Origin of the sequence: Pseudomonas sp. S31, assembly GCF_016648105.1 — a bacterium.
Taxonomy (GTDB): domain Bacteria; phylum Pseudomonadota; class Gammaproteobacteria; order Pseudomonadales; family Pseudomonadaceae; genus Aquipseudomonas.
Window position 1 is genome coordinate 411,679 of the sequence record NZ_JACVVE010000001.1, and the last position, 12,416, is coordinate 424,094.

At 64.0% G+C, this 12,416-nt stretch carries 10 protein-coding genes; 7 read left to right on the forward strand and 3 right to left on the reverse strand.

The genetic code is table 11. The features are described 5' to 3' along the window. Window positions 1–129 precede the first annotated feature (129 nt). The 5 genes from metH to dkgB all read left to right on the forward strand — a co-directional run bounded on the left by metH (window position 130) and on the right by dkgB (window position 7,802). On the forward strand, window positions 130–3,837 hold the full coding sequence (gene metH / locus IAE37_RS01755) for a methionine synthase (RefSeq protein WP_201167933.1): 3,708 nt from the start codon (window positions 130–132) through the stop codon (window positions 3,835–3,837). A 151-nt stretch (window positions 3,838–3,988) separates the two neighbouring features. Next, entirely contained in the window at window positions 3,989–4,207 is a 219-nt protein-coding gene (locus IAE37_RS01760) for a DUF2970 domain-containing protein (RefSeq protein WP_201167936.1), read from the forward strand. 469 nt (window positions 4,208–4,676) lie between these two features. Beyond that, complete coding sequence (locus IAE37_RS01765) at window positions 4,677–6,329, forward strand: nitrite/sulfite reductase (RefSeq protein ID WP_201167939.1); 1,653 nt, start codon at window positions 4,677–4,679, stop codon at window positions 6,327–6,329. Further along, on the forward strand, window positions 6,313–6,807 hold the full coding sequence (locus IAE37_RS01770) for a DUF934 domain-containing protein (RefSeq protein WP_136914153.1): 495 nt from the start codon (window positions 6,313–6,315) through the stop codon (window positions 6,805–6,807). Before IAE37_RS01765 ends, IAE37_RS01770 begins: the two co-directional genes overlap by 17 nt. A 191-nt stretch (window positions 6,808–6,998) precedes the next feature. Then, complete coding sequence (gene dkgB / locus IAE37_RS01775; RefSeq protein WP_201167942.1) at window positions 6,999–7,802, forward strand: 2,5-didehydrogluconate reductase DkgB; 804 nt, start codon at window positions 6,999–7,001, stop codon at window positions 7,800–7,802. 3 nt (window positions 7,803–7,805) lie between these two features. On the opposite strand, the gene IAE37_RS01780 is transcribed toward dkgB, so the two are convergent. Next, window positions 7,806–8,279, reverse strand: a complete 474-nt coding sequence (locus IAE37_RS01780) for a sn-glycerol-3-phosphate transporter (protein ID WP_201167945.1) — start codon at window positions 8,277–8,279, stop codon at window positions 7,806–7,808. A 109-nt stretch (window positions 8,280–8,388) separates the two neighbouring features. Between IAE37_RS01780 and IAE37_RS01785 the strand changes: the two genes are divergently transcribed. Further along, window positions 8,389–9,819 carry an alpha/beta hydrolase gene (locus IAE37_RS01785; protein WP_201167948.1) on the forward strand — a complete coding sequence of 477 codons (1,431 nt, stop codon included), beginning with the start codon at window positions 8,389–8,391 and terminating at the stop codon, window positions 9,817–9,819. A gap of 108 nt (window positions 9,820–9,927) precedes the next feature. Then, complete coding sequence (locus IAE37_RS01790; protein WP_201167962.1) at window positions 9,928–10,392, forward strand: nuclear transport factor 2 family protein; 465 nt, start codon at window positions 9,928–9,930, stop codon at window positions 10,390–10,392. Between the two features lie 44 nt (window positions 10,393–10,436). Here IAE37_RS01790 and IAE37_RS01795 read toward each other — a convergent pair whose 3' ends face one another. Together IAE37_RS01795 and IAE37_RS01800 are read right to left on the reverse strand one after the other, a co-directional pair. Beyond that, entirely contained in the window at window positions 10,437–11,399 is a 963-nt protein-coding gene (locus IAE37_RS01795; protein ID WP_201167965.1) for an aliphatic sulfonate ABC transporter substrate-binding protein, read from the reverse strand. A 15-nt stretch (window positions 11,400–11,414) separates the two neighbouring features. Next, the gene (locus IAE37_RS01800; protein ID WP_201168517.1) at window positions 11,415–12,374 is read right to left on the reverse strand and encodes an ABC transporter substrate-binding protein; all 960 of its coding nucleotides are present in this window, start codon (window positions 12,372–12,374) and stop codon (window positions 11,415–11,417) included. Between the last annotated feature and the right edge of the window lie 42 nt (window positions 12,375–12,416).

Below are 12,416 nucleotides of genomic sequence, written 5' to 3' on the forward strand. Positions count from 1 at the left end.
GCCTGATCGTCCTTGGATGCGTAGGTGCCAACATGAGCATAATTCATGGAAATGGCCGATGCGCCTAAAATCCGCGCAGCTTTGCTATGATTCCGCACCTTCTGATATTTGCCCGACCAGGTAGTTCTCATGTCCGACCGCAGCGCTCGTCTCCAAGCACTCCAGAACGCACTCAAGGAGCGCATCCTGATCCTCGACGGCGGCATGGGTACTATGATCCAAAGCTACCGGCTCGAGGAACACGACTATCGTGGCACGCGCTTTGCCGATTGGCCAAGCGATGTCAAGGGCAACAACGATTTGCTGCTGCTGAGCCGCCCCGATGTCATCGCGGCCATCGAAAAGGCCTACCTGGACGCTGGCGCCGATATTCTCGAGACCAACACCTTCAACGCCACGCAGATTTCCCAAGCCGACTACGGCATGGAATCGCTAGTCTACGAGCTAAACGTCGAGGGTGCGCGCATCGCCCGCCAGGTGGCCGACGCCAAGACCCTGGAAACCCCGGACAAGCCGCGCTTCGTCGCCGGCGTGCTCGGCCCGACCAGCCGCACCTGCTCGATCTCCCCTGACGTCAACGACCCCGGCTACCGTAACGTCACCTTCGACGAACTGGTCGAGAACTACATCGAGGCCACCCGCGGCCTGATCGAGGGTGGCGCCGACCTGCTGCTGATCGAGACCATCTTCGACACCCTCAACGCCAAGGCAGCGATCTTCGCCGTGCAGCAGGTGTTCGAGGACGACGGCATCGAACTGCCGATCATGATCTCCGGCACCATCACCGATGCCTCCGGCCGCACCCTGTCCGGGCAGACCACCGAAGCGTTCTGGAACTCGGTGCGCCATGCCAAGCCGATTTCCGTGGGGCTGAACTGCGCGCTCGGCGCCAAGGACCTGCGCCCGTACCTGGAAGAGCTGGCGACCAAAGCCGATACCCACGTCTCGGCCCACCCCAACGCCGGCCTGCCGAACGCCTTCGGCGAATACGACGAGACCCCAGCGGAAATGGCCGCGGTGGTCGAGGAATTCGCCGCCAGCGGCTTCCTCAACATCATCGGCGGTTGCTGCGGCACCACCCCCGGCCACATCCAGGCCATCGCCGAGGCGGTCGCCAAGTACCCCCCGCGCGAAATCCCGGAAATCGCCAAGGCCTGCCGCCTGTCGGGCCTGGAACCGTTCACCATCGATCGCCAGTCGCTGTTCGTCAACGTCGGCGAGCGCACCAACATCACCGGTTCCGCCAAGTTCGCCCGGCTGATCCGTGAAGAGAACTACACCGAAGCCCTGGAGGTCGCCCTGCAGCAGGTCGAGGCCGGCGCCCAGGTGATCGACATCAACATGGACGAAGGGATGCTCGACTCCCAGGCCGCCATGGTCCGTTTCCTCAACCTGATCGCTGGCGAACCAGACATCTCTCGCGTGCCGATCATGATCGACTCGTCGAAGTGGGAAGTGATCGAAGCGGGCCTCAAGTGCATCCAGGGCAAGGGCATCGTCAACTCGATCTCCATGAAGGAAGGCGTGGAGCAGTTCAAGCACCACGCCCGCCTGTGCAAGCGTTACGGCGCCGCCGTGGTGGTGATGGCCTTCGACGAGGTCGGCCAGGCCGACACCGCCGCGCGCAAGAAGGAAATCTGCCAACGCAGCTACGACATCCTGGTCAATGAAGTGGGCTTCCCGCCGGAAGACATCATCTTCGACCCGAACATCTTCGCCGTCGCCACCGGCATCGAGGAGCACAACAACTACGCCGTCGATTTCATCGAGGCCTGTGCCTACATCCGCGATCACCTGCCCCATGCGCTGAGCTCGGGTGGTGTGTCCAACGTGTCGTTCTCGTTCCGCGGCAACAACCCGGTGCGCGAGGCGATCCACTCGGTGTTCCTCTACCACGCCATCCAGAACGGCCTGACCATGGGTATCGTCAACGCCGGCCAGCTGGAGATCTACGACGAGATCCCCGCAGCCCTGCGTGAGAAGGTCGAGGACGTGGTGCTCAACCGCACCCCGCACGGTACCGACGCCCTGCTGGCGATCGCCGACGACTACAAGGGCGGCGGCGCCACCAAGGAAGTCGAAAACGAAGAGTGGCGCTCGCTGCCGGTGGAAAAACGCCTGGAGCATGCGCTGGTCAAGGGCATCACCGCGTTCATCGTCGAAGACACCGAAGAATGCCGCCAGCAGTGCGCGCGCCCCATCGAGGTCATCGAAGGCCCGCTGATGAACGGCATGAACGTGGTCGGCGACCTGTTCGGCGCCGGCAAGATGTTCCTGCCCCAGGTGGTCAAGTCGGCCCGCGTGATGAAGCAGGCCGTGGCCCACCTGATTCCGTTCATCGAGGCCGAGAAAGGCGACAAACCCGAAGCCAAGGGCAAGATTCTCATGGCCACGGTCAAGGGCGACGTGCACGACATCGGCAAGAACATCGTCGGCGTGGTGCTCGGCTGCAATGGCTACGACATCGTGGACCTCGGCGTCATGGTGCCGGCGGAGAAGATCCTGCAGACCGCCCGCGACGAAAAATGCGACATCATCGGCCTGTCCGGCCTGATCACCCCGTCGCTCGACGAGATGGTCCACGTCGCCCGGGAAATGCAGCGCCAGGGCTTCGAGCTGCCGCTGATGATCGGCGGCGCCACCACCTCCAAGGCGCATACGGCGGTGAAGATCGAGCCCAAGTACAACAACGATGCGGTCATCTACGTCACCGACGCCTCGCGTGCGGTCGGCGTGGCCACCCAGCTGCTGTCCAAGGAACTGAAACCGGGCTTCGTCGAGAAGACCCGCCAGGAGTATGTCGAAGTCCGCGAGCGCACCGCCAACCGCAGCGCCCGCACCGAGCGCCTGAGCTACGACAAGGCCATCGCGGCCAAGCCACAATACGACTGGGCCGCCTACCAGCCCGCGGTGCCCTCCTTCACCGGGGTCAAGGTGCTGCAAGACATCGACCTGCGCACCCTGGCCGAGTACATCGACTGGACACCGTTCTTCATCTCCTGGGACCTGGCCGGCAAGTTCCCGCGCATCCTCACCGACGAAGTGGTCGGCGAAGCGGCCACGGCCCTGTACAAGGATGCCCGCGAGATGCTCGACAAGCTGATCGACGAGAAGCTGATCAGCGCCCGCGCCGTGTTCGGCTTCTGGCCAGCCAACCAGGTCGCCGACGACGACATCGAGGTCTATGGCGACGACGGCCAGCCGCTGGCTACCCTGCACCACCTGCGCCAGCAGACCATCAAGCCCGACGGCAAGCCGAACCTGTCGCTGGCCGACTTCGTCGCACCGAAGGCAAGCGGCGTCACCGACTACGTGGGTGGCTTCATCACCACCGCCGGCATCGGTGCCGAGGAAGTGGCCAAGGCCTACCAGGACAAGGGCGACGACTACAGCTCGATCATGGTCAAGGCCCTGGCCGACCGCCTGGCCGAGGCCTGCGCCGAGTGGCTGCACGAGCAGGTGCGCAAGGAGCACTGGGGCTATGCCCGCGACGAGCACCTGGACAACGAAGCGCTGATCAAGGAGCAGTACAGCGGCATCCGCCCTGCCCCAGGCTACCCGGCCTGCCCGGACCACACCGAGAAGGCCACGCTGTTCCGCCTGCTCGACGGCAGCGCCATCGGCGAAACCGGGCCGAGCGGCGTGTTCCTTACCGAGCACTTCGCGATGTTCCCGGCGGCGGCGGTCAGCGGCTGGTACTTCGCTCATCCGCAGGCGCAGTACTTTGCCGTTGGCAAGGTCGACAAGGACCAGATCGAGCGCTACAGCGCACGTAAAGGCCAGGAAGTGAGCGTCAGCGAGCGCTGGTTGGCGCCTAACCTGGGTTACGACAGCTGATACCGGTGTGGCTGTTTCGCGGGTAAACCCGCTCCTACAGGCGGTGCGGCCCTGTAGGAGCGGGTTTACCCGCGAAGAGGCCGGCACAGCCAACCACCGAACGATCGCCTAGACTGTCCCTGACCGCCTCTGAACCCCCTCAGGAGCCCCCATGGACGACCAAGGCCAGGACAAACCGCCAACCCTCTGGCAGATGTTGCACAGCATCCTCGCCGCCGCCTTTGGCGTGCAGAGCGGCAAGAATCGCGCGCGCGACTTCACCCATGGCAAGGCGAGCCACTTCATCGTGCTCGGCACCCTGTTCACCCTGGTGTTCATCCTGGTGCTGATCGGGCTGGTGCAACTGGCCCTGCACCTGACCGCCCGCTAGGCGACGACGACCCTCGCCAGCAAGCCAGCCTCATTGCGGAAGAAGGCTTGCCGGCGATGAGGCCGGTACAGGTACTTCACGGTCTTGAGGATAAGGCTACTGGTGGCTGACCCAGTAAACGGCAGTGACCACCACCAGCACGATCAGGCACAGGATCGCCCAGGCATCGACGCTGCTATCAGCTTTGCGGACCTTGGTTGAGTTGCCCATTGCATTGCCTCTTGTAGTGTTATGGGGAATGCACTTCACACCACAGTTAAGACGAGCAATGCCCTTCTCTCAAGCAGGGTCTTTGCAGCGCATCACCGGCTACAAATGGCAGTTAGTCTCACTTAGTTCGTTTGGTTCTTTTCATATGCAAAAACATCACTTTAGCGCATAAACACAACCTGCTATCGTTCGCCGGCTCCGAACCGGAGTGCGCGGCCGTGCGCGCGAATAGCTGCATGCAGCCTGAGACAGGACTTTTATGTACGTATACGACGAGTACGATCAGCGGATCATCGAGGACCGCGTCAAGCAGTTCCGTGATCAGACCCGCCGCTACCTGGCCGGTGAGCTGAGCGAAGAAGAATTCCGCCCTCTGCGCCTGCAGAACGGCCTCTACATCCAACGTTTCGCCCCGATGCTGCGCGTCGCCGTGCCGTATGGCCAGCTGAACGCGCGCCAGGTTCGCACACTGGCCAAGATCGCCCGCGACTACGACAAGGGCTATGCCCACATCTCCACCCGCCAGAACGTGCAGTACAACTGGCCGGCGCTGGAAGATATCCCGGAGATCCTCGCCGAACTGGCCACCGTGCAGATGCACGCGATCCAGACCAGCGGCAACTGCCTGCGCAACACCACCACCGACCAGTTCGCTGGCGTTGCTGCAGACGAGATCATCGACCCGCGCCCATGGTGCGAGATCGTTCGCCAGTGGACCACCTTCCACCCGGAATTCGCCTACCTGCCGCGCAAGTTCAAGATTGCGATCAACGGCTCGAAGGAAGACCGCGCCGCCATCGAAGTGCACGACATCGGCCTGGAGCCGGTGCGCAACGCTGCCGGCGAGCTGGGCTTCCGCGTGCTGGTCGGCGGTGGTCTGGGCCGTACCCCGGTGGTCGGTTCGTTCATCAACGAGTTCCTGCCCTGGCAGGACCTGATCAGCTACCTCGACGCCATCCTGCGCGTGTACAACCGTTACGGTCGTCGTGACAACAAGTACAAGGCGCGGATCAAGATCCTGGTCAAGGCACTGACCCCTGAAGTGTTCGCCGAAAAGGTCGAGGCCGAAATGGTCCACCTGCGTGGCGGCAACACCACCCTGACCGAAGACGAAGTACAGCGCGTCTCGCGCCACTTCGTCGACCCGGACTACCTGGCCCTCGACAACGTCGACTACGCCGCCCAGGACGCAGAAAACCCAGGCTTCGCCCGCTGGCGCTCGCGCAACACCCGTGCCCACAAGCGCCCGGGCTACGTCGCCGTGACCCTGTCGCTGAAGCCGACCGGCGTCGCCCCAGGCGACCTGACCGACAAGCAGCTGGACGCCGTGGCCGACCTCGCCGAGCGCTACAGCTTCGGCTTCCTGCGCACCTCGCACGAGCAGAACATCATCCTCGCCGACGTCGAGCAGCGCCAGCTGCACGCCCTGTGGCTGGAACTGCGCGAAGGCGGTTTCGCCACGCCGAACATCGGCCTGCTGACCGATATCATCTGCTGCCCGGGCGGTGACTACTGCTCGCTGGCCAACGCCAAGTCGATCCCGATCGCCGAATCCATCCAGCGCCGTTTCGACGATCTGGACTACCTGTTCGACATCGGCGAGATCGACCTGAACATCTCCGGTTGCATGAACGCCTGTGGCCACCACCACGTCGGCCACATCGGCATCCTCGGGGTGGACAAGAAGGGCGAGGAGTTCTACCAGGTCTCCCTGGGTGGCAACGCCGCGCGCGACGCGAGCCTGGGCAAGATTCTCGGCCCATCGTTCGCCCAGGAGCAAATGGCCGACGTGATCGAGAAGCTGATCAACGTGTACGTCGAACAACGTACCGAAGAAGAACGCTTCATCGACACCTACCAGCGTATCGGCATCGACCCCTTCAAGGAGCGCGTCTATGCAGCGAATCATTAAGAACAACCAGATCGTCGACGAAACCTGGCACCTGCTGCCCAAGGAAACCTCGTTCGACGAGCTGACCAACTGCGACGACTACATCGTGCCGCTGCAGATGTGGCGCGACCACGCCCACGTGCTCAAGGCCCGCGACGGCGGCCTGGGCGTGTGGCTGGACAGCGACGAGCAAGCCGAGGAAATCGGTGACGACGTCGAGCACTTCCAGGTCATCGCACTGAACTTCCCGGCCTTCACCGACGGGCGCAACTACTCCAACGCGCGCCTGCTGCGTGACCGCTACAAGTTCAAGGGTGAGCTGCGTGCCATCGGCGACGTACTGCGCGACCAGCTGTTCTACCTGGCCCGTTGCGGTTTCGATGCCTTCGCCATCCGTGCCGACAAGGACCCGGAAGACGCGCTGCAAGGCCTGAAGGACTTCTCGGTGACCTACCAGGCCGCCACCGACGAGCCGCTGCCGCTGTTCCGCCGCCGCTGATCGTCGAAGCTATAGCAACGGCCCGCCACTTGGCGGGCCGTTGCGTTTCTTGCCTCCTGGTCAAATGACCTTCGCTCTGCCCCGTCTTAATCAATCCCGCCGAAACCCGCACACTCTCCTGCACTCGAACACCAACCGGCCTGGAGCGTCTAGGCTCTACCGGTCCCTCCCCTATGAGCAGGAGCAACGCCATGAGCATCCCTTCCTTCGGCCTCGGTACCTTCCGTCTCTCCGGCCAAGCCGTGATCGACTCGGTCAAGACCGCCCTGGAGCTGGGCTATCGCGTCATCGACACCGCGCAGATCTACAAGAACGAAGCCGACGTCGGCCAGGCCATCGCCGAGAGCGGCGTGCCGCACAGCGAGCTGTTCATCACGACCAAGATCTGGGTCGACAACTACGCCGCCGACAAGCTGTTGCCAAGCCTGCGTGAAAGCCTGGAGAAACTGCGTACCGACCACGTCGACCTGCTGCTGATCCACTGGCCCGCGCCAGGCAACGGCGTCGAGCTGCGCGAATACATGAGCGCATTGGCCGAAGCCAAGAAGCTGGGCCTGACCCGCCAGATCGGCGTGTCGAACTTCAATATCGAGTTGACCCGGCAAGCCATCGAGGTGGTGGGCAAAGGCGAGATCGCCACCAACCAGATCGAGCTCAGCCCGTACCTGCAGAACACCAAGCTGGCGGCGTTCCTCAAGGAACAAGGCATCACCGTCACCTCGTACATGACCCTGGCCTATGGCAAGGTGCTCAAGGACCCGGTGCTGGCCGACATCGCCGCCAAGCACAAGGCCACCGTCGCCCAGGTGGCTCTGGCCTGGGCACTGCAACTGGGCTACGCGGTGATTCCGTCGTCCACCAAGCGCGAGAACCTGGCCAGCAACCTGCTCGCCCAGCAACTGAAACTGGACGCCGAGGACATGGCGCGCATCGCCAAGCTCGAACGCAATGGCCGCGAAGTCAGCCCAGCCAGCCTGGCGCCCGAGTGGGACTGACCGCTAGAAGCGCAACCCGACGTTGACCATCCCGGCCGCCGCGCCAAGGATCACGAACTCGGCGCCCACTGGCCCCCAGTGGGCGCCGAGCGAAGGAATGATCACCGGGGCGACGCCCAGGTGGTTGAGCGGGATCTTGTCCTGGTACTCGCCCTTGTAGCCCTCGATCAAGCCAGCGCTGAGCTTCACGTACACCGGATAGCGGTCGTGTTCCCAGATCTTGCCGAGGTAGGCATAGTACGAGCGTTGGTAGAACGAGTTCTTGAAGGTCGCGGCGCCCCAGAGCACCCCGTCGGTGTACACCCGTTCGACGCCGACCAGCTCCTGATGGTTGTTGTGGTCAGGGTCATGGGTCCAGTGCTTGGTCCAGACGCTGGTCTGGATGTACCAGTAGTCACCTTCACGTTCGCTATCGTTGGCGGTTGCGGCCAGACTTACCGCGAGCAGGCCAATGCCTGCAGCTGACGCCCAGTTCATGCGCAAGGTCTCGTGGGGAAGGTGTTGAGACACTAGCCGGCGCCGGGGTAAAACGCCACCTGCTTGGAGCGTCACTTAACAGGGAGATACAAGATCGATGCGGCGGCTGATGGTTTGCTTGGTGTTCCTGGTGCTGGCATTGTTGCTGGTGGCCCTGTTCGGCTTTCGCATTACCGCGATCGCCGACTTTCGCCTCGAGCCGTGGCACACCTACGTGCCCGACGAGCTGGATGCCGACGCCATCGATCACAGTGATTGGGCCGGCTACGTGACGGCCGAGGCACGCCTGTTCAAGGCGTTGGAAAAGGAGATGCGCGAACACCCGCCAAGCGAGCGAACCACGGCCTTCAATCGCTTCGATGCCAGCAGCCGGGTCTACCCAGGCAACCTCACCCACGACTGGAACCGCTCCTACATCACCGAACCCAGCCAGGCGGCCAAGGGCGCGGTGGTACTGCTGCACGGCCTGACCGACTCGCCTTACAGCCTGCGTCACCTGGCCAGCCACTTCCAGGCCAAAGGCTACGTGGTGGTCGCCATACGCCTGCCCGGCCATGGTACGGTGCCCGCCGGCCTGACCGATGCCCACTGGGAAGACTGGATGGCCGCCACCCGGTTGGCGGTACGCGAGGCTACCCGTCGTGCGCCAGGCCAGCCGCTGTATCTGGTCGGCTTCTCGAATGGCGGTGCGCTGGCGGTCAAGTACGCCCTGGACGCACTGGCCACGCCCGACCTGGCCCGGCCCCAGCACCTGGTGCTGATTTCGCCGATGATCGGCGTCAGCCGCTTCGCCCGTTTCGCCGGCATCGCCGGCCTGCCAGCGCTGTTCCCGGCGTTCGCCAACGCGGCCTGGCTGAGCGTGCTGCCCGAGTTCAACCCCTTCAAGTACAACTCGTTCCCGGTGAATGCGGCGCGCCAGTCGTACGAGCTGACCGAAGCGGTGCGCCAGCAACTGCTGGAAGCTTCCAGGGATCCGCAGGGCTTACAGGCGCTGGCCCCGATCGTCACCTACCAGTCACTGGTCGACGGTACGGTAAGCACTGCGGCGATCCAGACCGACCTCTACGACCGCTTGCCGGCCAACGGCAGCGAACTGGTGATCTTCGACACCAATGCCTCGCTCGGCATCGACGAAATGCTGCGCCCGGCAGTGGCGACCCTGCGTGAGCGCCTATTCGCCGCCCCAGCCCGCGACTATGCCCGCACCCTGCTGGCCACCCGCGGGCCCGGCGATGCCCGGCTCAAGTCGCTGCGCTATGCCGCAGGCTCGACCGAGGCCGAAGAACAACTGCTCGATGCCAGCTACCCCAGCGGACTGTTCTCGCTGTCGCATGTCGCGTTGCCCTTCCCGCTCGATGATGCACTCTATGGCCAACAGCCCAGCCCAGCGGAAAACTACGGCGTCAACCTGGGCACCCTGAGCATGCGCGGCGAACGCGGCGCGCTGATCCTCGATGCCGGCAGTTTTTCCCGCGCGACCTCCAACCCATTCTTCGAGCTGATGCTGGACAACCTCGACCACGCCGCGCAGGTGCGCTGAACCTGGCTGTTCCGCCCGGCGCAATTATGATGTGCAGCCCGCGGATATTCTCCACGCTCGGCGGGCGGACTACGCTTTGTATCCATCCCCAAGCCCGAGGAAGCCGCGATGTCCCGTCCACCCCTGCCACCCTTTACCCGCGAAAGCGCCATCGAAAAGGTCCGCCTGGCCGAAGATGGCTGGAACGGCCGTGACCCGGCCAAAGTCGCGCTGGCCTACACCGTCGATACCGTGTGGCGCAACCGCGTGGAGTTTTCCCGTGGTCGTGACCAGGTTCAGGCGTTCCTGACCCGCAAGTGGAACCACGAACTGGAATACCGCCTGATCAAGGAACTGTGGGCCTTCACCGGCAACCGCATCGCCGTGCGCTATGCCTACGAGTACCACGACGACAGCGGCCAATGGTTCCGCGCCTATGGCAACGAGAACTGGGAATTCGCCGAGGACGGCCTGATGCAGTACCGCCACTCGAGCATCAACGAACACCCCATCAGCGAGGCCGAGCGCAAGTTCCACTGGCCCCTGGGCCGCCGTCCGGACGACCATCCAGGGCTCAGCGAGCTAGACTTGTAAGGGTTGCTGATCCTGGTCGGCAGAGCCCTGCCGGCCTGGCCCACTCACTGCGCCGAGCGTGGCTCGAACACGGTCACCGCCCGTGCATCCACCGGTTTGGGCAGCAGCCCCTCGCGGTAGAAAGCATCGGCAATACGCTGCTGCTCACCCAGGTTTTCCAGCTTCACCGGCTGCACGTCGTAGCTGCGCCGGGCGTTGGCCTGCTGCACCGTGGCGCTATCCAGGTTGCCCCACAGCGGCCCCAGGACCCGGGCTGCTGCGCCAGGATTGGCCTTGGTCCACACGCCTATTTCACGCAACGCCTGGTAGACCTGTTCGAGTACCTCTGGGTGTGCCTTGGCGTAGTCGCTACCGGCCAGGTAGTAGCGCTGGTAGCTCGCCAGACCGGTGCCATCGGACAGAATACGGGCATTCTGCTGGCGCTGGGCACTGGCTACGTAGGGGTCCCAGGTAACCCAGGCATCGACCTTGTGGTTCTCGAAGGCGGCACGCCCGTCGGCCGGAATCAGGTACGCCGGCGTGATGTCCTTGAAGCTCAGGCCGGCCTTGGCCAGCGCCTGGATCAGTAGGTAGTGGCTGCCAGCCGCCTTGGTCACCGCGATGCGCTTGCCCTTCAGGTCGGCCAATGTCTTGAGCGATGAATCGGCGGGCACCAGGATCGCCTGGGCCGACGGCGAAGGCGCTTCACGGGCGAAGTAGGTCAGTTTGGCACCGGCCGCCTGGGTGAACACCGGCACGGTATCGGCGACGTCCGCGGACAGGTCGACATTGCCCAGGTTCAGCGCTTCCAACAGCGGCAGGCCGCTGGGGAACTCGTGCCAGGTGACGCGAATGCCTTGTGCCTGCAGGCGTTGCTCCAGGGTGCCGCGTGCCTTGAGCAGGGTCAGCAGGGTGGAAGACTTCTGGTAGCCGATACGCAAGGTCTGTTCGGCGTTGGCCAGTGACGGCAGCAAGGCTCCGGCCAGCAGGCCCAGGGTGAGGTAACGCAGGCGCTTGAGGTTGAGCATGGGCATCATCCCGAATCAGTGTTGGGCCGCAACGGTGTCGTTCGCAGGCACGGCGAAACCCCTGGCGAAGGTCGGCGCCACGTCCAGGGGTTGGTTCATCAGGCCGTGGGCGTGATAGAAATCGGCGGTTTCCTGTTGCTCGCCGACGGTCTTGTCATCGATGGCCTGCCAATGCAGCTGGCGGCGTTCGAATTGCAGGCGCGCAGCCTCCTGCGGGAAGCCGATGATCGCGGCCAGGGTTCGCGAATAGCTGTCCAGGTGCTGGTAGGCCCAGACCTGGGCCGTTGCCAGGCGTGCCAGGTAGTCCTGCAGCGCCGCGCGCCGCGCCGGATCGTCCAGGGCCTTGTCGGTCGCAGCGAGGAAGCTGTTGCCGCTGGACAACCCGCGGCCGCTGACCAGCACCCGGCCCTGCCCGCTCAGTTCGGCCAACGCGGTGTAGGGTTCCCAGGTCGCCCAGGCATCGACCGAGCCATTGGCCAGGGCGATCTTGGCATCGACCGGGCCGAGGAAGCGGAACTCCACGTCCTTCTCGCTGAGGCCCACCTGGTCCAGCGCCTTGAGCGCGATGTGATGGCCGATGGAACCACGCCCGGTGGCAATGCGTTTGCCCTTGAGGTCGACAGCGCTTTTCAGGCCTGAATCGGGGCGCACCAGTACCGCGGTGCCGTAGGGGTCGGCCTTGTCCACGGCGATGGCCTTGACCGGAGCGCCGGAGGCCAGCACGAACAGCAGCGGTGCATCGCCGATGATGCCAGCATCGATGGCGCCGGCATTGAGCGCCTCGGCCAAGGGTGCCGCAGCCGGGAACTCGGCCCAGTGGATGTCGTATGGCAGGTCGCGCAGCGCATCGGCGGCTTCCAACTGGGCGCGCATGTTGCCCTTCTGGTCACCGATACGCAGGGTCAGGCGTTCGTCGGCGATCCCTTGGACCGCGAGTAGCGAGGCAACGAGAAAAACTGAAAGACGGGCACGCACGGACATCCTGTACTCCTGGAAAGAATGCTGAACAGGAGGTCA

What these genes read in the sequence shown, in the direction of transcription:
- dkgB (WP_201167942.1), top strand. Translation starts at nt 6,999, where the DNA reads ATGAGCATCCCTTCCTTCGGCCTCGGTACCTTCCGTCTCTCCGGCCAA.
- IAE37_RS01795 (WP_201167965.1), bottom strand. Translation starts at nt 11,399, where the DNA reads ATGCTCAACCTCAAGCGCCTGCGTTACCTCACCCTGGGCCTGCTGGCC.
- IAE37_RS01760 (WP_201167936.1), top strand. Translation starts at nt 3,989, where the DNA reads ATGGACGACCAAGGCCAGGACAAACCGCCAACCCTCTGGCAGATGTTG.
- IAE37_RS01785 (WP_201167948.1), top strand. Translation starts at nt 8,389, where the DNA reads ATGGTTTGCTTGGTGTTCCTGGTGCTGGCATTGTTGCTGGTGGCCCTG.
- IAE37_RS01780 (WP_201167945.1), bottom strand. Translation starts at nt 8,279, where the DNA reads ATGAACTGGGCGTCAGCTGCAGGCATTGGCCTGCTCGCGGTAAGTCTG.
- IAE37_RS01765 (WP_201167939.1), top strand. Translation starts at nt 4,677, where the DNA reads ATGTACGTATACGACGAGTACGATCAGCGGATCATCGAGGACCGCGTC.
- IAE37_RS01770 (WP_136914153.1), top strand. Translation starts at nt 6,313, where the DNA reads ATGCAGCGAATCATTAAGAACAACCAGATCGTCGACGAAACCTGGCAC.
- IAE37_RS01790 (WP_201167962.1), top strand. Translation starts at nt 9,928, where the DNA reads ATGTCCCGTCCACCCCTGCCACCCTTTACCCGCGAAAGCGCCATCGAA.
- metH (WP_201167933.1), top strand. Translation starts at nt 130, where the DNA reads ATGTCCGACCGCAGCGCTCGTCTCCAAGCACTCCAGAACGCACTCAAG.